The organism is Oxalobacter vibrioformis, from assembly GCF_027118995.1.
GTDB classification, from domain to species: domain Bacteria; phylum Pseudomonadota; class Gammaproteobacteria; order Burkholderiales; family Burkholderiaceae_D; genus Oxalobacter; species Oxalobacter vibrioformis.
Genome location: NZ_CP098242.1, coordinates 2384105 through 2403452 on the forward strand (window position 1 = coordinate 2384105; position 19348 = coordinate 2403452).

Here is a 19348-nt window from a genome sequence, read left to right on the forward strand (position 1 = left end):
CGTCATGGCACAACCTCCCAAATACACGCGCGGAAAGAATTTTGCCGATGATTTCGGACATGAAACGGATCATTCCGCATTGAATGCCGAGCTGGACAAGACATCCAATTCCATCAACGATATCCGGGCAAACCTGGCGATCCTCCAGGCCGATGACGGGAGGTTGCGCCCTGACGTGGTGACGTATGACTCGCTGGACGATCAGATCGTGCAGGATCTTTCCGCCGCAGTACGCTCGGATGTCCAGAATGAGCTGGACAGGGCAGAGGCGGCGGCAGACCGGGCGGAAGCGATTGCTGCCATCATCGATATTGATGAGGCGGAAAAGATTGCGGAGCAAGTGAAAAAGGATGCTGCTGCGGCAGCATCCTGTGCCGTCTCGGCTTCTGCCGATGCGCTTTCTGCATCGCAAAGTGCTGCCCTTGCCGCTGAGCGTGCTGCGATTGCTTCTGAAATGCTTGTGAAGGGTATCTGCACAGGAACAGGCGATGCCCTGGTCTTTCCGGGTGAGGTTGCCCTCAAGGATCAACTGGTATTGCAGATCCGCGTACCCGAGACCAACAGGACAGCAACGCCATCGATCAGGATCGGGGGGGGCATTTATCCTTTAAGAAACAGCAATGGCGGTGCGTTAAAGCCTGGCAGCATCCGGCTGGAGCAGCAGATTGTGTTCCATATCGACGGCTATTTTGCGGTGGATATGATGAACGCCACAGAAAGCCATACCGGTGTTGCCCGTATCGCAACGCTGGATGAAATAGCAGCAGGTGTTGATGATTCGACCATCATTACCCCCGGCAAGCTCCGCCAGGTCATCACTTTCGGCACCACAGACGTAACCCCGGGCGTCACGCCTTTGGCGACAGGGTCGCTTTACCTGCTTTACGAGTGATGCCATGACAAAGAAAAGCTATATCGGATACGGAAATACAGCGGCGGCTGTCCGGAAAATGTATGTGGGCGTCGATGGCTCCGCACGCAGGGTGAAGAAGGGATATGTCGGCATTAATGGCGTGGCGCGGCAATTCTATGCCAGTGAGTTTGTTCTCACCATTGCCAACAGTGTTGCTGATGTGGATATCAGGGCGATGGCCCTGGCTGCCGGCTGGGATGGGCAAAGTTTTCTCATCGCAAATATTCCTGCGGATATTTATATTTATTCAACAAGCACAGCGGTTCCTGCACTGACTGTTTCAGGCAGTTTTCCTGAAGGGCTGCTTCTCGTAAACAGCGGCTGGATACTTGGCCGAGGAGGAAACGGCGGGTATGGAGCGGGTAACGGATACACATCGGTTGTCGGAAATCCAGGTGGCCCCGGTCTGTTGGTGCAATCTGCCAACACTGCAATAACCAACAACGGAGTCATCGCCGGAGGCGGTGGAGGCGGAGGCGGAGGTGGAGGTGGAAACTCCGGAGGCGGTGGAGGCGGCGGCGGCGGTATGCCATACGGATCAGGAGGATCGGCAAACATGGGCGGGTCAAAACGCACCGGAGGCGGCGGCGGGACTGCTTCACTCACAGCCGCAGGCGCAGGCGGTCACAGCGGCGGAAACGGAACTCATGTGGCTGGTGGAGCCGGTGGCAATTATGGACCGGGCGGCAACGGTGGCACAGAAGGCAAAGACTACGCCGGGGGCAGTGGTGGCGGTGGTGGTTGGGCAGGGTTTAACGGAGGTACAAGCGGGCAAGGCAGGTACCAGAGCTCGTGGTACGGAGACCATAGGGCTGGCGGTGCAGGCGGTGCTGCCATCCAGGGAAACAAACACGTCACATGGCTTGCAACAGGCAGCCTGTATGGCGCAGTACTCAACTAAGGAAATGAAATGAATATTCATTACGAAATCAAAGCGTTTGACCTCAAGAACAGAGTGTTTCTGGTCAGCTACACAGAAACGGGCACAGGAAAGACAGCGGTGCTGAATCTGCCCCTGCCGGTAAAAGACGGGATGCTTCTTGAAGGAGATGCCCTGGCGGACTTCATTATCGCGTTTGCCCCCAAGGCAGACTTTGCCTATGAAGAAGTGATAGAAAAACTTGATCCTTCCGGCATCCAGGCAATGATCGCCCCGCCAACCGAGGCGGATATCCGGGAGATGCTGCTGGCTTATGTGGATGAGCATCTGGATGCCACGGCACAGGAGCGCAACTATGATGGCACACTGACTATCTGCACTTATGGTGATACCGGCAATGCGAAATTTGACGCCGAAGGCCTTGCCTTCAAGCGCTGGAGAAGCCGGGTATGGGAACGCTGTTATGCGTTGCAGGAAGAAGTGCTGGCAGGGCAGCGTGAAATCCCGGCAAAAGAAGCACTGATTGCTCTGCTTCCAAAAATGGAGTGGCCGTCATGAAACAGATCCTGATAGCCATCGACCAGCTTTTCAATGCGCTTTTTGGCGGGTGGGCCGATGAAACGCTTTCCTCACGCGCCTGGCGCCAACAGCACAGAAAAACGCACTGGCGCATCCTGCGAATCATCATTGACAGCCTCTTTTTCTGGGAGGCGGATCATTGCCGCCAGGCCTATGAATCGGAGCTGGATCGCAGCCAGTTGCCGCCTGAATTCAGGAGGGTGAAATGAATGAAATCATCCCTTATCTCCTGCAGGCCATTGGCGCGTTATTGGCGCTTTTGACCATGATTCTCGCCTGGTTTGGCTCACGCATCCAGACACAGCTTGACGAGATCAAGCAGGGACTCATCGAAGCCGAGCGCGAGACACGCGAGGAGGTGACCCAGCTTGATATGCGCATGACACGTCTGGAGACGCGGTGTGCGTTTGTCCATCCCGTACAGAAAGGAGCAGCATGAACGGCCTCTCACAACGTAACCGCACCCTGGGCGAGCTTCTGACCGAGCTGAAATCCCGGATGGGATTTGTCGCACAGGGACCCGCATCCAACAATAACAATGCCGTTTTTACATCATTTTTACAGGAAGCGCACGACATCATGTATGCGCAACTGAATCCGGTCATGATGCGCAAGAAAACGGTGATCACGCTGGAGCCCGGTTCATACCTTTATGACTGGCATAACGATATCGAGGATGAGGATATTGATCCCCAGCTTGTCCAGTTGGTCTGGATTGTCGATGGCAATGAACGCTATCCGCTCATACAGGGCATCAGCGAGGGAGAGCGGGGAGATGCGAGCCGCAGCCAGCCGGTGCGCTATGAAACGCTGAACGGGCAGATAGAGCTCTGGCCCATACCGGACAGGGCATATGGCCTGATGGTTGAATATATTGCATCCAGGCCGCGTTTTAACCAGCCGTCTGACCGGCCGGGCATATCTGACCGGCTCGTTTTCCTGTATGCGCTGTCGCTGGCCAAATCCCACTATCGCCATCCGGATGCGCAGGTGGCGGTATCGGCCTGCACCAATCTGCTCAGGCTGGAAAAAGTCCGGCAGCACCAGAACCGGCGCTATTTCATCAATGGAGGCGATCATACCGGTGACGGCCGGGTAAACGGGGAAAACGGCTCCTACCATTACACGCCGGGAGGCCGATAATGCCTGCCATTACCTTTGACAAATTCGAGCTGGGCATTGACCACCGCAAGGCGGCATCGGTATCGGATGCCAACCGGCTGCGCGAAATGAAAAATGCCTACGTGACGACAGGGCTTGCCACCTCGAAACGTCCCGGCCTCAAAAAGATGGCGACACTGGAGGCCGGTACAAAGGGACTGGTTGCCGCCCTGGGCAAGCTCCACACCTTCTACGGCAGCGCCTTTGGCGAAATAACGCATACGGATGCGCGTTTCCAGGCAAACCGCCTGACCTGCAGGGATGAGACACTCGACACGATCACAGATATCCATTTTGCCGACGTCTTCAATGGCTATTTGTATGTCGTGGCCGGGTATGGAGAGACAACCTTGCATCATTATCTGCAGCCTGAGCCCGAAGACGAAGCTGAGCCTGAAGAGGAAGCGGAAAGCGAAGATAAGGAAAGTGAGAGCACAGCGGAAGGATCTGACGGTGCCGGGGAAGAAGAAAGCGAGGGTGAAGAAGAAACGGAAGAACAAGCGCCTGATTTGCCCTTTGTCACCCAGATTACGGATGAAAATTGTCCTCATACTACGGCGGTCCTCAAGCTGGCATCAAAGATATTTGCCGTATCACCGGATGGCTCAACCGTGCGTTATTCCAGGACAGGCGCCCCGACAGACTGGACAGAAGCCGATGACGCCGGCTTTTTGCCAACCGGGTTAAATGCCAGGGGCGACCGTGCCACGAATGCGCTGGGCATTTATGCCAACCGTCTGGTGGCGCTCACACGCGATGGGGCACAGGTATGGATAGCCGATCCAGACCCGAGTGTCATGCGCTTAGACGAGATTGTGGAAAATGTCGGCACTTCCTATCCCCAATCACTGGCGACGGTTTCGGGTGATCTGTATTTCCTCTCGGACTTCGGCTTTCGCTCGATTACGACCCGCCAGCTCATGACCAAGCTGGCAGACCTGGATATCGGTTCGCCCATTGATACGCTGGTAAGGCCGGTGCTAAAGGAGGCGACATCGCTGCCCAAAGCCGCTTATTTTTACGGCACCGGGCAGTATCTCTGTGCGATTGGCAGGCAGATATTTGTCTATTCCGTTTCCAAGAGTTCCGGGATTGCCGCCTGGAGCCGCTATGAGCTGCCTTTTGATGTGGATGCCCTTGCCGAGCTGGACGGGGTGCTTTACCTGAGAAGCGGGGATGATGTTTACCAGCTTTCCGAAGAGCAGCATACCGATGACGGGGAAGAGTATGAGGTCGTTTTGCAGATGGCGTATCTGGATTTCAAGTCGGATGGCATGTTAAAGCGCGTCTATGCCATTGATCTTGTCATGGAAGGCGAATGCTATTTTTCGCTCGGGTTTGATGTGAGGAATACCGAAGCCTTTACCGAGGAAATCCGGGTGATCGGTAATACCCGCCCGGGCGGCCTGATTCCGCTCGATGCAACCGGCACCGAATTTTCACCGCGATTCCGCAACAAGGATGGCAAGCCGTTCCAGTTGAATGCGCTGACCATCTATTACGAGATACAGGGGCCGCTATGAGTATGCGTATGGAGTTTCTGACGACGGGTGAAGCTGTCCAGGCAGACTGGGAAGAGTTACAACCCCTTTTCCACAAAGTCGTGGTACGCGCAACGCACGGGGAATTTACTGTCGACGATATTTACCGGATGGCAATGGATGGCAGTATCGTTATCAGTCTTGTCCGTGAGGCAGGAAAAATCATCATGGCACTGGCTTTCGAATTCAGGCATTACCCGCAAAAACTCGCAGTGAATTATCTCGCCATGGGCGGCAAAAAATCACATGAAGTCATGGCCCGTTTCCTGAAAGATTTCGGGGTGTGGGCAAAAAACGCAGGTGCGGACTGGATAGAAGCCAGCTGCAGCCAGGGCATGGCCCGGATTTTCGCACAGCATCATTTTGTAACCACATACCAGCTTGTCAGGCTGGATCTCAACCATAAAGGAGAAGCATCGTGATATTCAGCAAACACAACGGATACGGCCCGGATGGGCTTCGTACCTGCCACAAGGGAGGCGGCAGTTCCAAATCTGCCGAAAAAATGGAAAAGCAGCGCCAGGCGCGTATTGCAGCGGCTGTTGATGCCATCAATTCAATTTTTGCCCAGTCGGACAGGGATAAACTGTACGATGAGCAGAAAGATGTGATCTATGACATCAATTCCCGTGACGTGGAGCGCCAGTATGAAAATGCCGAGCGATCCAACCGTTTTGGCCTGGCCAGAAACGGCCTTTTAGGCGGCTCGGTTGATATTGATTCCAATGCTGAACTGCAGCGCAAGAACAATGAAGGGCTCATGCAGGCCACCGGGCTTGCCGACAGCGCGGCGGCCAATCTGAAACTCCAGGATGAGAGAAACCGGCAGTCGCTCATTTCCATGGCGCAGTCCGACATCGGTTCCGGCACGGCACAAAGCCTCGCGCAGCAAAGCCTTGCCAATGCGGCAGACAATGCTTATGCCGACCGGGCGACGGCCAGCATCGGCAGTCTCTTTGATGATATGGGACAGGCGTATCTCAGTGCCAAATACCACGGCAACAGCAGCGGGGATAGCAGCAGTGCGTTCAATCTCAACAATTCCGGCGGTACGGCCGGGCAGTCAAATTATCAGGGGCATGTCTTCCGTGGCGTGAACAATTAACAAGGGAGAAATACGGATTCACAAATGACAGACGACAGGGAGACAACGTGATATTCAGCAAACACAATGGTTATGGTGCGGATGGGCTTCGTACCTGCCACAAGGGGGGCGGCAGCTCCAAATCGGCCGAAAAAATGGAAAGGCAACGGCAAGAACGCATTCAGGCGGCTGTAAATACCATCAATAATATTTTTGATTCAGCGCGTGAAGTTGTCACCTATGACAAGGCCACAAGCTGGAATCCTGAACAGGACTATTTCGATCAGCAGGGCAACCGCATATGGAGTGCGAAAAAGCCGAAAATTCAGTACATGTTTCATCATGAGGTCGGAGATGATGTAGATCCTGTGTTCCAACAGGGGCAGGATAATTTTAATAACGGCATGTTTTACAACCGGAACGTGTCTTATGTGCCAACCAATGAGCGTCAGAAGTTATACGATGAGCATAAGGAGGCGATCTATGACATCAACTCCCGTGACGTGGAGCGCCAGTATGAAAATGCAGAGCGATCCAACCGTTTTGGCCTGGCCAGAAACGGCCTTTTGGGCGGCTCGGTGGATATTGATTCCAATGCCGAACTGCAGCGCAAGAACAATGAAGGGCTCATGCAGGCCACCGGCCTTGCCGACAGTGCTGCTGCCAACCTGAAACTCCAGGATGAGAGAAACCGGCAGTCGCTCATTTCCATGGCGCAGTCCGACATCGGCTCCGGCACGGCACAAAGCCTCGCGCAACAAAGCCTGGACAATGCGGCAGACAGTGCCTATGCCGAGCGGGCGACGGCCAGCATCGGCAGTCTCTTTGACGATATGGGGCAGGCATACCTCACGTCCAAGTATTACGGCAACAGCAGTGGAGATGCCAGCGGCGCGTTCAATCTCAACAATTCCAGCGGTACGGTCGGACAAACCGGGTACGAGGGACGCACGTTTTACAAGATCAATGAATAAGGAGGCGATCAATGTTTGGAGTTGATGAACTTTTAGTCGCGTCTATCGTGACCATGGTTGCCGGTGCTGCCATGCAGGCCAAGGCAGCGTCAGATGCGGCCAGACGGCAGCGGCAGGCAACGGAAGACGCCATGCGCCGCCAGAATGAGTTCCAGCGGCAGGCCGAGGAGCGGACGCTGAAACAGGCGGAGGAATACAAAACGGAAAACCGGCAGGAAAAACAGGATGAACTGACAGAAGAACTGACACAGGCGTTTTACCAGCCGGTGGAAACGGCGCAAGCTGCCAATACCATCAAAACAACCACTGCCGGCAATGTGTCTTCGGATTACCAGGCAGCCAAGGCCAGGTCCAATGCCAGCCAGCAGAAAATGGCGCAGGAACTGGCGGGACTTTTTGGCAAGCAACGAAGTGCCAACCGCCTGCGGCAGAACGAAGGGATCGGCATGGCTGACGCTGCCAGTGATGTTGCCCGTCTGGGTAATTTCGCTGGTGGCCAGTATGGCGTGGACAAGATGAAAATCGATGAGGCAGGGAGGCCCAATACGGGGCTGAATATCCTGGGCGGGGTTGCGTCAGGCGTTGGCTCTGCTGGCGTAGCCTCTTCGTTAAAAGATGCAAAAACAATTGGTGATGTATTCAGTAATGCCGATTTTTTCTGATAGATAACAAATCATATAATATCGGCTGCTTGGTATAAATCTGCAACACTCTCAGATAGGAAAAGGGCATATCTTTTTACAGATATGCCCTTTTCTTAATGGTACAAATGTTTCTATTTACTCACCGGCATGAGCAGTTAAAAACAGCGACTTTTCAAGCGATGCGAAGAAGTTCTGATAGTGTTGTGGTTCGGTTACCGGCGCATTATTGAATTGGGCATTAATACGCACGCTCATCTGTTTCTGGCCTTTTTGGCGCACGTTGACAGTGGCTTTCGTGGTGTATCCATCCATTTTTGTCGCAGTAATAGTGCCTAGCTGGAAATTCGCCTGGTTAACGAGAAAGCCCAGATCCTGCAGGGTTGAAACCGTTGCCCTCATGACCTTATCCTTATCGGCTGTGTCAAATACACGTGTCTGATAGCTGCGTTTCTGTAATTGCGATTCCTCGTCAGAATCAAGAACTCGATCTTTGGTCGTTGCAACACAGCCGGATAAAACGATACTGCACAGCAGAATTATGGGTAAGAAGTATTTCTTCATATTTTTTGTCCCTCAATAAAGACGGATTTGGATAATTTGTCATGAAATTCCTGGTACAACTCGGGATCTTTCAGGGTTTGTACACGTGTTGCGCCATTGGTTAATCGAACGATTCGCTGAAAAGAAACACGAACATAATGACTGTTTTTGACGGCCTTGCCGTTACTGTCCAGGACAGGGCGAACGACAAGAAGGACATTAATGGTCTGGTCCTGGCTGACAGGCGTTGCTGCACCGGTTAAAAGTGCAACAAAAATTGACACGGCGATTTCACCACCATCGGTTGCATCACGCTCTTTACTGCCCGTTAAAATACCAAGTCTGAGTTCAGAGTCTCCCATCGCATATCCCAGATCCTGAAGCACATTGGCGCTGGCTTGAAGAATGGCTTCTTCTTCCATACCGTCATAACGTCTTGTTTCTGCTTGGCGCTGCTCCAACTGGGTCTGGTCAACAACAAACGTATTCGGTGGAATCGTGACACAGGAAGCGAGCAATACGGTTGCTAATAAAGCCAGAAACGATTTTTTTTTCATATCAGAACCTTGAGGTATGGTATGCAAAATCTCTGACTTTATTGTCCTTGCCAAACTTGATAATGACAGTCAGGGTTCTTTGGCTGGTCGATGACGCACCTGAAGAGCCGCTGATGCCACCAGAACCCGCTCCTGCAGCACCTCCACCCCATCCAAGAATCAGTGCACTTACTCCACCACTACTCGTTGAATATGCCCGATCGGTTGCTATCTTGTCGTAAATCCAGACTTCCCTGCGTTCTTCATCGGTAGAAACAATATTGGGTGAGCCAAGTACCTGTGCGACTTCTGCTCCACTCATACCAACTCTTATTTCCCGCTGAACTTTCCCGACGGTCATCCTGTCCGTTGAGTCGTCCTGAACCTGCTCTCTATGGTGAGATGCCGTTAAGCATCCTGATAAAAAAAATGGTAAAACCATTCCCAGGAGCAAGAATATTTTTGCTTTTTTCTGCATTTATTTCTCTCCTTAATTCTTTTTATTTTTGTGTTTTTTAGGGGTATTGTTTTCTTTGCACAAGAAAAATGCGCAAAAAATAAGGCCGCCAATTAAAAATTGACAGCCAAGTGTATCCAAATGCAACAAAGACGTCTATCTTTTAGTGATAAGAATATTGCGGCAGCAATTTTTCGCTTACTCCGGCAGCACATCCTCCAGATAAGCAATGATGCTGGCATTGCCCATCAGGTGTTTTTCGCCCATGGCGAGAAAGGGGACGCCGATGAATTCTTCCGGGATGCCGTAGGCTTTTCCGACTTCACGCAGCTCTTCGTAGTGCGCCTTGTTGTGGTAGATTTCCTTGCGGTTGATGGTTGCAAGGCGCTCGGGCGTATTGGCAGCGAAATATGCTTCCAGTGTCGTGCAGCTCGGGCAGCCTTTGCCCCAGTAGAGGGTCATTTGTTCAGGTGACATAGCATTCTCCATGAAAACAGGAGCCAGAAATCTCTGATTAACGCGTCGGGTGAACGAATTGCTGCGTTGCGCGGGGCTCGCAAGCTTGTCTATCTCAAGATATGCCGCGCCTGCTGCGCTCCGTGCGCCTTGCACTTCATCTCACAAGACACGTTAATCAGAGATTTCCTGATAGGGAAAGTTCATGATACCTGCTCTCGTTTTCGATGCAATAAAAATGTCATGGATGCGAAAAAAATTGTGATATAAAGTAAGAGCAGGCTGAACCATTTCAGGCTGCCTTGTGTCTTGCCCTGAATAAAACCATGTTAAAGCCATGCTGTTTCCCGATGCTGTTTTCCGGCCGTCTTCCTGCTTTCCGGCGGTGTATGCCGTCTGAAAAAGTGCTGTTGCGCTTTTTCCTGGCGGTGGTATTGCTCCTGTTTGCCGGATCGGTTTTTGCCCAGCGCTACTATAGCCGCTCGTACCGCAAAATGCCGCGCACCGAGCTGTCGGCAAAGAGTAAAAAGGGTATAGCCCGTATCCTGACAGGCGAGGATGCCGCAAGTAGCGGCAAAACGGTAAAAAACGGCAATACCTTCAACCAGGCAAAAGCCGATACGGAACGCTATCGCCTGGCGCAGGAAAGGGAAATGACCTACGCCTTCGATGAAAGGGATGAAGCGGGTGAAACGCCGGAGTACATGGTGCGCGCCATGCAGGCGTACCGTGTCACCGGGGATCGCAATGTCAAGCGCTTTGCCGAAGCGGTATCCGAATTCCAGGAGCAGGCATTGCGCGAGAGGGCAATGGGATACCTTGAAAATGGCGATGTGGAAAACTACAACCGCACCATGGCAATCATTTCCGGCAAGCCTTATGCGCCTTACTCCAGTATTGGCGGCAGCGGCTATGTGGTGAATAAAGGCACGGGTGAAATCAGTGTGGGCAATCCGCACACGGCGGGCATGTACGACAGGAAGGTGAAAGCCGATACTGCCCGGAAAAACGCCAGTGCCGCCAGCCAGTACGCTCGCTCAAAAGAACGCGCTGGGAAGGCTGCCTCAGGTACACCCAAAGCCACCCGGCAGAAAACGGCCGCATCCGGTATGACAGCGGCAGAATACCGCGAAGCACGGGTACGGGCTATTGAGGCTTCGCGGCCCGATCTGGTGAAAGAGCTGGACGGCATGGCCCGGCACATGGGCTATTCTGACTGACTGGCGCCATCTTCTCAGTAATTGGAAAAGAACGACATGCCGCGCTGGCGGATGTAGCTGCGGTACTGGAAGAGTGCCACGAGGAAGAGGAAGGGAATCAGGCATTCGAGCAGCTCTTCCTGCGACGCCTGGAAAGACCAGAGCCATTGGGGAAACTGCCAGCCAAACAGTTCAACCAGGGCATTGAGCGAGCGGTCAAGCACTTTCGAGATGGCTGTCACCGCCACGATCATGATTATCGAAATGGCATGGGACATGCGTTCACGCACACCGGCCAGGACAGAGATGGTGCGAAAGGCCAGCAGGTACCCTACCGCCCAGGCGACGGGCAGCAGGACAGCAGCGGCAATCAGCTTGCTGGTTAAGGGATAGCTGCCGGAAAGCCAGAATTTGATTTTCAGGATGCTGATGGAAAAGAGCGCCTTGTGAAGGTCTGCCTCACGGGCGGCCATATAGCCCAGTACAATCAGGACGGCGACGAGGGTTTTGCGTTTCAAGAGAGAGACACCGAAAAGGAGTGTGATGCCCATGGCCCCCAGATAGGCCCATTCTGTCAGGCGTTCAATCGGGCCGGATTCGCTGGTGTAGCGAAATACCGTTTCTGGCGAGCACGATACCCAGAAGGCCAGTCCGAGAAGGGAAACCAGCACTGCCAGCCAGAAAGAAAGATAAGGGGACCGGAAAAATTTCATGGGACTCCAGAAATGCCAATCCTGAAATGCTAACACGGACACAGCCATCATAGTGATATTTGTTGGCAGACAAAAAGATTATCCGTTTGCTGGGCTGTAGTGTGACGGCGAGGCGCACGAACCCAGGCGCAGGCAAAGAAAAAGCGCTCCCCCTTGGCGTACGCCCATCGTGCGCCGCATTGCATTTGGCACACGCTACGAAATATCGGCATATCGGGCTGGTTTCCCTCAGAACCGGTAATTGAACCGCACATTTCCCATAAGCCCGTCCCGCTCACCGGCAAAGTCTTCCAGCGCCTGGCGTTTTTTGTGAATTGGCGCCGCCCTGCACCGGTATTTCCTGGCTGGAAAAGATGCATAAAGCCGGGTTTCATGGTTTAATATGCCTGTATATTCTGTCGTGGCATTCATGAACCGCAAATTTTCCTCTTTCGTTACCTTCGCCCTTGTCATACTGGTCGGCACAGCGCTTGCCATGCCGCAGGCCAGTGCGCAGGAGCCTGCCCAGCAGGCGGCGCAGCCACAGGCAGCGCCAGCACAACAGCCACAAGCGCAGCCACAGACCCAGCAGGCCCAACCCCAGGCGCAGCCCGCCGTCGTTTCGCCAGCGGCAACCAATGCGCTGCCGGCGGCAACCAATGCGCTGCCCAAGCGCAACCCCAACGAGATCACGCTTTACAATGGCGTCAAAATGGAAGTGATGCGCGCGGCAGACGGCCCCAAGCCGGCGCCCAATGCCATTGTCCATATTCAGTACATCGGGCACCTGGAAGACGGCACCGAGTTTGACCGTTCCTATTCCCGCCGGTACCCGTCCATCTACAAGCTCTCGGATGTCATCGGCTGCTGGCAGACCGGCATACCGGAGATGAATGTCGGCAGCAAGGTCAAATTCACCTGCCCGCCCGGCTCGGCCAATGGTGCGCGGCCCGTGGATTTTATCTGGGGCGATACCACGCTTTACTTCATCATCGAACTGATTGCCATCGTGGGTTAGGGGTAGCCCCTGGACCCAGCCAAAACTCAGGCCTATTCTACGGCGGCAACAAAATTGCCACTGGCCTGTCAACCAGAAAGCTGCTTCATGCGTTAGATCAAACGACAGCGTTTGCCTGGGAGTAGACTGTAATGGTATTGCTCTAGAGCTTACGATGTCTCCTTTTTCTGCTCTTAATAATCGCGTATGCTCATACGCGGTTTTTTTTTGCCAGTCATCTTCTGCCTGCCCCGGCTTATCTGCCCCTTTTCTGAAAAAGCGTTGACGGATTTTTTATCCGGACAGCCGATCCGCCGTTTTTGACGGTTTTTTGCCTTTTTTCCCGCCCGTTTTTTCTGTTGTGCCCGTCATGTGCCAAAAAACAGCGTTTTCCTCTTTCTGAAAATTGCATGTAAAACAATGAGTTATGGGCGTGTTGGACAAACTTTTGACAAATGTTCTGAAGGGGTTGCCAGCGCGCGTATAACAGTGTAGTGACAGCAACAACCAGAAAGAGAGAACCGTGAAAAAAACATTCAAAGACCAGCCGGAGTCAAATCCTCTGGCAAAAAAATGGGGAGAGCGGGTGACCAATGCGCGCAGGCACTGGGACCGCTTTCATCGCCGTATCCAGCACAATCGCCAGGTGGTTTCCGGCTTTGACTGGACGCGCGATCCGACCAACAGCGATTTTTACCTGCACAGGGCCAATCTGATACACAGCAGCATTGCGTCCATCCTGCCCGGTATCTATGCACGCAATCCGGAAATCTCGGTGGTTCCCCAGCATGCAGGCCGGGAACTCAAGCTCCTGTGCAAGACAATCGAAAGCGTGACAAACCGGCAGCTGGCTGACGCCCGGCTCAAGCAGCGGGCCAAATCCACCGTGCGTGCGGCGCTCACCTGTTCTTTCGGTGTGCTCAAGGTCATGTACCAGCGGGAGATGGGCAAAGACCCCATCATCGGCGCGCGCATCCAGGATGCACAGGACAATCTGGCGCGGGTGCAGCAGCTCATGATGGAAATAAACGATGATGGCGGGCGTGGGGAGCAGGAACGACTGGAAGCCGAACTGAAGGAAAGCTTAAGCGCCCTCCGTGAAAAAGCCGAGGTGGTGAAGGCGGAAGGCATCGTGATAGACCGGGTATTAACAGAGCATTTGCTCATCGATCCCACCATTGCCGAATTCTGGGATTATGAGCAGGCCGACTGGATGATCCAGATTGTGCCGATGAAAAAATCGCTGGCAGAAGGGCTGTATGGCTACAAGCTGGACAAGGCGACCACTTACCATACCAGCTTTGAAAAAAGCGACAGCGGACGCCTTTTCTCCGGGACCACCAGCGTTTCTGATGATGCCCAGATCTGTATCCTCGAAATCTGGGACAAGAAGACCCAGCGTGTCTATACCATGGCAGAGGGGTGCGACTACTGGTTAAGGGAGCCTTATTCACCGGCCAATAGCGGTGCCAGGTGGTATCCCTTCTTCCTTTTGCCTTTCCAGACGGTGGACGGGCAGTTTATCGGCCCCTCGATGGTTGATCTGACCGAGCGGCTGCAGGAGGAGCACAATGAAACGCGAAACCGCTATAACGAGCACCGTGAGCTGATCAAGCCGGGCTATATTGCCGGAGCGGATATCAGTGAGCGGACGCTCAGGCGCTTTTCGGATGCGGCGCTGGGCGAGATCACCCTGATCGATTCCGAAGGGCTGCCCCTGCAGCAGGCCATCATGCCAAAGACCCATCCGCCGATAGACCCGATGGTGTATGACACCTCGCCCGTGCGGGCGGACTGGGAACAGGTAACCGGCCTTCAGGATGCGGTGCGCGCTTCCATCACCATCCCGAAAACGGCAACCGAAGCCAGCATCATGCAGCAATCGCTATCTTCCCGTATTGCCGAATTCCGTGACCAGGTGGAAGACTTTCTCCAGCAGATTGCCGAATATACCGCCCAGATACTGGTACAGGAGCTTTCTGCCGAGCAGGTGGAACGCGTCATGGGGCCACACAGGACAGGGCCGCTTCAAGGGGTGACTGACCCCATGACCGGCCAGCCCGTCATCGGCGTCATTGAGCACAGCTACGACTGGCCGAGCCTCTCGCGTGAAGAGATTTTCCAGTATGTCGAACTCCAGATCCGCGCAGGCAGTACTGGCGCACCGGACAATCTCGACCGCCAGGATACCTGGCTCAGAATGCTGCCCGTCATCCAGCCGTTGATCCAGCAGATCATCCAGTTCCAGATGCAGGGCATTGATGCCGCTTCACTCATTGCGCTCCTGAAAGAAAGCATTGCGCGCTTTGACGAAAAAATCGATGTGGACAGCCTGGTGCCGGATATCAAGCCGCCACAGGCCAATCCGATGGAAAACCCCTCAGGTGGTGCAGCAGCAGGGATGCCTGGTGCAGAGATGCTCCAGCAGATGATGGGGGGTGCTGGCGGGGAGCAAACAGGGCAGCAGGGAGATACCGGCCAATTGAGCGCGGGGTATGAAGACATGCCGCCCGAAGTCAGCCAGGCCATCAGTGAGGTGGTGCCGCCAGAAGCGGGAGGTATGCCATCCGCGCAGGCCGGGCAGGAAGCCGCTGGACGCAATCTCATGGCAAAGGGAATGGCCGAGCTCACCGGCGCAGGCATGAGCCAGGGGGATATTGAATCACTCATGGGCCAGCTGCTTCAAAATCCGCAACTGTTGAGCCAGATCATGGGCCAGCTCCCCGGCGGGCCAGGCACGGCTTGAAAACAACACTTACGCCGTATGGAAACGGCATCCATAAAACACAGGAGGAACCGTAATGGAAGACAGCAATACCTTTGACAGTACCAATGACAGCGTAGCGGATGTTTCAGACAACAGCATCTCAGATGTTTCTGTCATGGACAGTGACAGCATGGAAGATGGTGGCTATATCGAATCGAAAGCGCCGGATTTTGACGAGGAGGATACAGCCACGGACGAGGAAGAGAAGCCCGCTTTCAGTGAGGCCATCATGAAGTATCTCGACGAGATTACTGAAAAGGATGAGAACGACAAAAAACCGGCAGTCAACATGGAGAGCCAGCCGCGCCTGCCGAGAACACGCGAGGAGGAAGAGGCGGCGATCATCAGTTCCATCCCGTCCGAGCGGGGCAGGGAGCGCATCAAGGCCATTATCGGTGCGAAAAACGAGGCGGAGGAACGATACCGGCACAATGAGGGCGTTCTTGACGGCCTCAGGAACCTGGTTAAGGAAACGGGCGTTCCGGTGGCTGAACTGGCACAGAATATCGAGTACAGCAGCCTGATCAGGCAGGGAGACGAACACAGCCTGCGGGTTGCGCTGGAGATGCTGGAAGACCAGCGCGAGATGGTCTGCAAGCGATTGAATGTCAATCTGCCGGGGGTTGACCTGCTGTCGGATTTTCCCGAGCTGAAAGCAGCAGTGGAGCGAAAGGAACTCACGCCGCAGCACGCGGCTCGACTGGCAAAGTACGAGCGCAGCGAACGCGAAAACCAGCGCCAGCGCGAGGAAAGGGAAAACTACGACCGGGATAATGCCCGGTATGTGCAGGATCTTGAACAGACCAAGCATGCCATTACGTCTTACCTGCGGTCGCGGGCCGGTGAGGCCGACCATGTGTTCAAGGTCTCTCGCCTCAAGGAGCACCTCTCCCGTCCGGGTGTCTTGCAGGAGCTCACGCAAAACCTGGATTCCCGGCGCCTGTTTTCACAAATCCGCTTCATGTACGACAACATCGTCGTGCCGCCCATGCGAGCGCAGCCGCGCATGCAGCCGATCCGCAGCCGCCCGACCATGCAGGGGCCCGCAAGCAGCCGACCTGACGCCACGCTGATGGAAAAAATGAGCGACATCATGGACAGCATGGGGATCTGACGGGAAACGACCTGGGGCAAGCCCCTCCAACATATACCAACCATTCAGGAAAGAACACTATGGACGAACTGGAAAAAATTTACATGGCAGATGATGCCATCGCTGGTGCAGATATTTACAAGCCCATCACAGACTGGGCAACCAACACCCTGAACCAGCCGTTTGACGGCCCCCTCATCAATGTGAAGCCAAGCGGCTTTGCGTTGGATAACGACGAATACCCCGGTGTACAGGCATGGCGCAGGCGGTTTCCGGAAAACACGGGGCTTTCTGACAATGAAGCCATTTGCCGCAGGCTGGCGCCCAGCGTCAAGGCGCGCGATACGACGGGCAATCTCACGGTGAAGTCCCCCACCTTCTCCGGAAGACAGGGGCTTTTTGGCACGACAGACGAACCCTGTTTCAAGCAGGCCGGGCAGGAGAAATTCCAGCAGGATTTTACCAATACCATGAGCGATAGCGCCGACTGGATCAACCGGGGTGGTGCCGCCATGGAAAGCAGCATCAATCCGGTGGAGAACCGCAACTGGCAGGAAACGCCTTCCATGCAGCTTGGCAAGACGTTTGAGGCACAGCCGTTCAAGCGGGACTATGGTGTGCCGCGCAACCAGGAATTTTCCATTGAAAAAAACTACAAGCCCGGTCTTGCCAAAGACCTGTCAGACCATCTCAAGGACCCGGTATATGGGCAGGCAGGGCAAAAGACGTCTGCCGAATTGACAAACAGCTATGTATCAACCCACAGCAATGTCAATGGCAAGGAACTGTGGAACCGGCTCAAAAATGATTTCGGTGTGGAGCAGGCCGGGCAGATCATCAATAAGCTTGGTTACTTCAGCGGGGTGAGGGGCAACCCGACCTTTTCCGGCAATGAGATGCTTCGTTTTTCGCCCAATGAGGCAGAAAGGGCGATGGAAAAAATGGAGCGGGAAAACCGGTACCGTGATCTGCCCGATAATCCGGCCTACAGCGCCCATGGTGTCGATTTTGGCAGCCAGCTGGTACCCGAAGACAAGCCCCTTTCCTTAAGGCCGACCTATGACGAGTACGGATACGATTACATGGCAGGCCCTGATCCCCGCCAGTATGGCGGGCCAAAAAATACCCGTTTTTCAACGGGTGCGCAATATGGCCCGGAGCTGGCAGAAGATATCTCGCGAATCGTGAGCGACCCGGTTTACGGGGAAGCGGGCGCAAATCTGGCAATGGGCTTAAGAAACAGCATCCGCGACGGGGAGACGCAGATCAGCGGAAAAGGGCTGTATTACCTCCTGGCAGACAGTTTCGGGCAGGACCGCGCCCACGAAATCCTCAATCGGCTGGATTACTTTTCCGGTGTTGACGGGTTTGCCTGGGCAGAGGAAAACAACGGCAAGGGGCAGACACTCGATTTTGATTCCCGTCCGGGTGAAGGGTACCCGGCCCTCTTTCGATGAAAGAAAAAGGACAGGGCGTGAAAGACAGGACGACAGCACCCGCTGCGACAGGCAAAAGCAGCAGGGCCGGTGATGCGCTTAATCCAAGGCAGGCCCGCTTTGTATCGGAATATCTCGTTGACTTAAATGGCACCCAGGCAGCGATTCGTGCCGGCTACAGTGAGCGCTCCGCCAAGCAGACAGCTTCCCGCCTGCTTGGCGAGGCGGCTGTCAGGGCCGCTGTCGGGTGTGCCATGGAAAAGCGGCAGGAAAGGACGGAACTTTCCCAGGACGAAGTCATACAGGATTTGCGCGAGTTGCGCGATATCTGCATGGGCCGCAGGAAAGTCAAGGTCATGACCATTGTCAAAAATTCGCGGGAAGGCACCGCCGAGCCGGTGGAAGTGGAAGGCGTCATGTTTGAGCCGTCATCGGCCAACCGGACGCTGGAACTTTTAGGGCGGCATATGCGGATGTTTACCGACAAGATGGATGTCGTTTCAAACGGGCAGACCCTGCAAAGCGGTGTGCTCGTTGTGCCGCCATCCCTTGATGAATCCGAGTGGGAAAAGGCGGCAGCCAGTGAGGCGTTGCCCCTTTCCCGATCCAACCACAAACAACAGAAGGAAAAACAGGGAGAAACTGATGAATGATGATTATCTCAACACCGTCTTTGATGGCGATTATGCCAATCAGGGCGCAGGCATTTTTGAACCGCTCACACGGGCGGCAGGCGACGCTTACCAGCAACTGGCAGCACGCGGCGAGCCGTATGCCGCCATGGGGAAGGGGCAGGGACAGAACTTGCGCCGGATGGAAATGGCAGGCAGCTTTGGCGGCCAGATGCCGACTGCGGATGCGCTTGACAGCATGAACCAGTCGCTGGGACTGACCCAAAAGCGCTATGGTGCCACCGCGCCTGATCCGGGCGGTGTCGAAGCCATTGCCAGCAAGCACATCGACAGGATGGGACTCATGGCTGACGACAGCGGTATGTCTGTCCCTGCTGAAGGACGCCAATTCTTTTCACAGACGCTTGAAGCGGCAAGACAGAACCGTATCAGCGAGGCGCAAAAAAACGAGGAAGCGATGTTTGCAAAGAAAAATACCGCGGCTTCCCGGCCTGCACCATCTTCCTGGTTGCAGCGGGCCCAGGAAAAATACGAGCAGCAGGGAAAATACGCGCAGCAGGAAAAGGGCAATGATTTCAGCTTTACCCGTCAGCTTGCCGCCGGTATGGGGCAAAAACGCTTTGAAAAGCTCGTGAAGGATCTCTCCAAGATGACGGCAAAAATCCCGGTAGCGATCGCAAAATCAAGAAAACCGACTGATGCGACCGCCTATCTGGAGCATGTGTCAGGATTTCGCTCTAAAAAGCGCTGAAAACAGGCTACTGAAA

Annotated in this window: 24 protein-coding genes; 18 read left to right on the forward strand and 6 right to left on the reverse strand. The window is 54.4% G+C overall.

What is annotated here, in order from left to right; translation table 11 throughout:
• Window positions 1-4 precede the first annotated feature (4 nt).
• From NB640_RS11785 to NB640_RS11835, 11 genes are read left to right on the forward strand one after another with little or no spacing between them, the layout of a single operon-like run.
• Window positions 5-892 (forward strand): hypothetical protein, encoded by an 888-nt coding sequence (locus tag NB640_RS11785; protein ID WP_269308889.1) that lies wholly within the window; start codon window positions 5-7, stop codon window positions 890-892.
• Window positions 893-896: 4 nt separating this feature from the next.
• A complete protein-coding gene (locus tag NB640_RS11790; RefSeq protein WP_269308890.1) occupies window positions 897-1814 on the forward strand; it encodes a hypothetical protein in 918 nt (305 codons plus the stop codon).
• Window positions 1815-1823: 9 nt separating this feature from the next.
• On the forward strand, window positions 1824-2351 hold the full coding sequence (locus tag NB640_RS11795; RefSeq protein ID WP_269308891.1) for a hypothetical protein: 528 nt from the start codon (window positions 1824-1826) through the stop codon (window positions 2349-2351).
• Window positions 2348-2581, forward strand: a complete 234-nt coding sequence (locus NB640_RS11800; protein WP_269308892.1) for a hypothetical protein — start codon at window positions 2348-2350, stop codon at window positions 2579-2581. The genes NB640_RS11795 and NB640_RS11800 overlap by 4 nt, the downstream gene beginning before the upstream one ends.
• Entirely contained in the window at window positions 2578-2811 is a 234-nt protein-coding gene (locus NB640_RS11805; RefSeq protein ID WP_269308893.1) for a hypothetical protein, read from the forward strand. Before NB640_RS11800 ends, NB640_RS11805 begins: the two co-directional genes overlap by 4 nt.
• Window positions 2808-3515, forward strand: coding sequence for a phage adaptor protein (locus NB640_RS11810; RefSeq protein WP_269308894.1), 708 nt, complete (start codon window positions 2808-2810; stop codon window positions 3513-3515). The genes NB640_RS11805 and NB640_RS11810 overlap by 4 nt, the downstream gene beginning before the upstream one ends.
• Window positions 3515-5056: a hypothetical protein gene (locus tag NB640_RS11815; RefSeq protein WP_269308895.1), complete on the forward strand. Its 1542-nt coding sequence runs from the start codon at window positions 3515-3517 to the stop codon at window positions 5054-5056. The genes NB640_RS11810 and NB640_RS11815 overlap by 1 nt, the downstream gene beginning before the upstream one ends.
• Window positions 5053-5496: a hypothetical protein gene (locus tag NB640_RS11820; protein WP_269308896.1), complete on the forward strand. Its 444-nt coding sequence runs from the start codon at window positions 5053-5055 to the stop codon at window positions 5494-5496. Before NB640_RS11815 ends, NB640_RS11820 begins: the two co-directional genes overlap by 4 nt.
• Window positions 5493-6179 (forward strand): hypothetical protein, encoded by a 687-nt coding sequence (locus NB640_RS11825; protein WP_269308897.1) that lies wholly within the window; start codon window positions 5493-5495, stop codon window positions 6177-6179. Before NB640_RS11820 ends, NB640_RS11825 begins: the two co-directional genes overlap by 4 nt.
• Window positions 6180-6226: 47 nt before the next feature.
• Window positions 6227-7132, forward strand: coding sequence for a hypothetical protein (locus NB640_RS11830; RefSeq protein ID WP_269308898.1), 906 nt, complete (start codon window positions 6227-6229; stop codon window positions 7130-7132).
• 11 nt (window positions 7133-7143) lie between these two features.
• Window positions 7144-7794 carry a hypothetical protein gene (locus tag NB640_RS11835; protein WP_269308899.1) on the forward strand — a complete coding sequence of 217 codons (651 nt, stop codon included), beginning with the start codon at window positions 7144-7146 and terminating at the stop codon, window positions 7792-7794.
• A 117-nt stretch (window positions 7795-7911) separates the two neighbouring features.
• On the opposite strand, the gene NB640_RS11840 is transcribed toward NB640_RS11835, so the two are convergent.
• The 4 genes from NB640_RS11840 to NB640_RS11855 form a co-directional block, all read right to left on the reverse strand.
• Window positions 7912-8337 carry a hypothetical protein gene (locus tag NB640_RS11840; RefSeq protein ID WP_269308900.1) on the reverse strand — a complete coding sequence of 142 codons (426 nt, stop codon included), beginning with the start codon at window positions 8335-8337 and terminating at the stop codon, window positions 7912-7914.
• Window positions 8334-8873, reverse strand: a complete 540-nt coding sequence (locus NB640_RS11845; protein ID WP_269308901.1) for a hypothetical protein — start codon at window positions 8871-8873, stop codon at window positions 8334-8336. The genes NB640_RS11840 and NB640_RS11845 overlap by 4 nt, the downstream gene beginning before the upstream one ends.
• 1 nt (window position 8874) lies before the next feature.
• Entirely contained in the window at window positions 8875-9330 is a 456-nt protein-coding gene (locus tag NB640_RS11850; protein ID WP_269308902.1) for a hypothetical protein, read from the reverse strand.
• A 177-nt stretch (window positions 9331-9507) separates the two neighbouring features.
• Complete coding sequence (locus NB640_RS11855) at window positions 9508-9786, reverse strand: hypothetical protein (protein WP_269308903.1); 279 nt, start codon at window positions 9784-9786, stop codon at window positions 9508-9510.
• A gap of 368 nt (window positions 9787-10154) precedes the next feature.
• Here NB640_RS11855 and NB640_RS11860 point away from each other — a divergent pair, with 368 nt between their 5' ends.
• A complete protein-coding gene (locus tag NB640_RS11860; protein ID WP_269308904.1) occupies window positions 10155-10985 on the forward strand; it encodes a hypothetical protein in 831 nt (276 codons plus the stop codon).
• Window positions 10986-10999: 14 nt separating this feature from the next.
• Here the strand turns inward: NB640_RS11860 and NB640_RS11865 are convergent, their stop codons facing one another.
• Both NB640_RS11865 and NB640_RS11870 read right to left on the reverse strand, forming a co-directional pair.
• Complete coding sequence (locus tag NB640_RS11865) at window positions 11000-11677, reverse strand: hypothetical protein (protein WP_269308905.1); 678 nt, start codon at window positions 11675-11677, stop codon at window positions 11000-11002.
• A gap of 228 nt (window positions 11678-11905) precedes the next feature.
• Window positions 11906-12088: a hypothetical protein gene (locus NB640_RS11870; protein ID WP_269308906.1), complete on the reverse strand. Its 183-nt coding sequence runs from the start codon at window positions 12086-12088 to the stop codon at window positions 11906-11908.
• On the opposite strand from NB640_RS11870, the gene NB640_RS11875 reads away from it, so the two are divergent.
• From NB640_RS11875 to NB640_RS11900, 6 genes are all read left to right on the forward strand, one after another.
• Window positions 12087-12674 (forward strand): FKBP-type peptidyl-prolyl cis-trans isomerase, encoded by a 588-nt coding sequence (locus NB640_RS11875; protein ID WP_269308907.1) that lies wholly within the window; start codon window positions 12087-12089, stop codon window positions 12672-12674. The genes NB640_RS11870 and NB640_RS11875 overlap by 2 nt on opposite strands.
• Before the next feature lie 502 nt (window positions 12675-13176).
• Window positions 13177-15399, forward strand: coding sequence for a hypothetical protein (locus NB640_RS11880; protein WP_269308908.1), 2223 nt, complete (start codon window positions 13177-13179; stop codon window positions 15397-15399).
• Between the two features lie 55 nt (window positions 15400-15454).
• On the forward strand, window positions 15455-16534 hold the full coding sequence (locus NB640_RS11885) for a MerR family transcriptional regulator (RefSeq protein WP_269308909.1): 1080 nt from the start codon (window positions 15455-15457) through the stop codon (window positions 16532-16534).
• Window positions 16535-16593: 59 nt separating this feature from the next.
• Complete coding sequence (locus NB640_RS11890) at window positions 16594-17970, forward strand: hypothetical protein (RefSeq protein ID WP_269308910.1); 1377 nt, start codon at window positions 16594-16596, stop codon at window positions 17968-17970.
• A complete protein-coding gene (locus tag NB640_RS11895; protein ID WP_269308911.1) occupies window positions 17967-18602 on the forward strand; it encodes a terminase small subunit in 636 nt (211 codons plus the stop codon). Before NB640_RS11890 ends, NB640_RS11895 begins: the two co-directional genes overlap by 4 nt.
• Window positions 18595-19332 carry a hypothetical protein gene (locus NB640_RS11900; RefSeq protein WP_269308912.1) on the forward strand — a complete coding sequence of 246 codons (738 nt, stop codon included), beginning with the start codon at window positions 18595-18597 and terminating at the stop codon, window positions 19330-19332. The genes NB640_RS11895 and NB640_RS11900 overlap by 8 nt, the downstream gene beginning before the upstream one ends.
• Window positions 19333-19348 lie beyond the last annotated feature (16 nt).

What these genes read in the sequence shown, in the direction of transcription:
- NB640_RS11785 (WP_269308889.1), top strand. Translation starts at nt 5, where the DNA reads ATGGCACAACCTCCCAAATACACGCGCGGAAAGAATTTTGCCGATGAT.
- NB640_RS11800 (WP_269308892.1), top strand. Translation starts at nt 2,348, where the DNA reads ATGAAACAGATCCTGATAGCCATCGACCAGCTTTTCAATGCGCTTTTT.
- NB640_RS11790 (WP_269308890.1), top strand. Translation starts at nt 897, where the DNA reads ATGACAAAGAAAAGCTATATCGGATACGGAAATACAGCGGCGGCTGTC.
- NB640_RS11890 (WP_269308910.1), top strand. Translation starts at nt 16,594, where the DNA reads ATGGACGAACTGGAAAAAATTTACATGGCAGATGATGCCATCGCTGGT.
- NB640_RS11870 (WP_269308906.1), bottom strand. Translation starts at nt 12,088, where the DNA reads ATGAATGCCACGACAGAATATACAGGCATATTAAACCATGAAACCCGG.
- NB640_RS11840 (WP_269308900.1), bottom strand. Translation starts at nt 8,337, where the DNA reads ATGAAGAAATACTTCTTACCCATAATTCTGCTGTGCAGTATCGTTTTA.
- NB640_RS11885 (WP_269308909.1), top strand. Translation starts at nt 15,455, where the DNA reads ATGGAAGACAGCAATACCTTTGACAGTACCAATGACAGCGTAGCGGAT.
- NB640_RS11810 (WP_269308894.1), top strand. Translation starts at nt 2,808, where the DNA reads ATGAACGGCCTCTCACAACGTAACCGCACCCTGGGCGAGCTTCTGACC.
- NB640_RS11875 (WP_269308907.1), top strand. Translation starts at nt 12,087, where the DNA reads ATGAACCGCAAATTTTCCTCTTTCGTTACCTTCGCCCTTGTCATACTG.
- NB640_RS11855 (WP_269308903.1), bottom strand. Translation starts at nt 9,786, where the DNA reads ATGTCACCTGAACAAATGACCCTCTACTGGGGCAAAGGCTGCCCGAGC.
- NB640_RS11845 (WP_269308901.1), bottom strand. Translation starts at nt 8,873, where the DNA reads ATGAAAAAAAAATCGTTTCTGGCTTTATTAGCAACCGTATTGCTCGCT.
- NB640_RS11850 (WP_269308902.1), bottom strand. Translation starts at nt 9,330, where the DNA reads ATGCAGAAAAAAGCAAAAATATTCTTGCTCCTGGGAATGGTTTTACCA.
- NB640_RS11895 (WP_269308911.1), top strand. Translation starts at nt 17,967, where the DNA reads ATGAAAGAAAAAGGACAGGGCGTGAAAGACAGGACGACAGCACCCGCT.
- NB640_RS11835 (WP_269308899.1), top strand. Translation starts at nt 7,144, where the DNA reads ATGTTTGGAGTTGATGAACTTTTAGTCGCGTCTATCGTGACCATGGTT.
- NB640_RS11900 (WP_269308912.1), top strand. Translation starts at nt 18,595, where the DNA reads ATGAATGATGATTATCTCAACACCGTCTTTGATGGCGATTATGCCAAT.
- NB640_RS11860 (WP_269308904.1), top strand. Translation starts at nt 10,155, where the DNA reads ATGCCGTCTGAAAAAGTGCTGTTGCGCTTTTTCCTGGCGGTGGTATTG.
- NB640_RS11865 (WP_269308905.1), bottom strand. Translation starts at nt 11,677, where the DNA reads ATGAAATTTTTCCGGTCCCCTTATCTTTCTTTCTGGCTGGCAGTGCTG.
- NB640_RS11805 (WP_269308893.1), top strand. Translation starts at nt 2,578, where the DNA reads ATGAATGAAATCATCCCTTATCTCCTGCAGGCCATTGGCGCGTTATTG.
- NB640_RS11815 (WP_269308895.1), top strand. Translation starts at nt 3,515, where the DNA reads ATGCCTGCCATTACCTTTGACAAATTCGAGCTGGGCATTGACCACCGC.
- NB640_RS11795 (WP_269308891.1), top strand. Translation starts at nt 1,824, where the DNA reads ATGAATATTCATTACGAAATCAAAGCGTTTGACCTCAAGAACAGAGTG.
- NB640_RS11820 (WP_269308896.1), top strand. Translation starts at nt 5,053, where the DNA reads ATGAGTATGCGTATGGAGTTTCTGACGACGGGTGAAGCTGTCCAGGCA.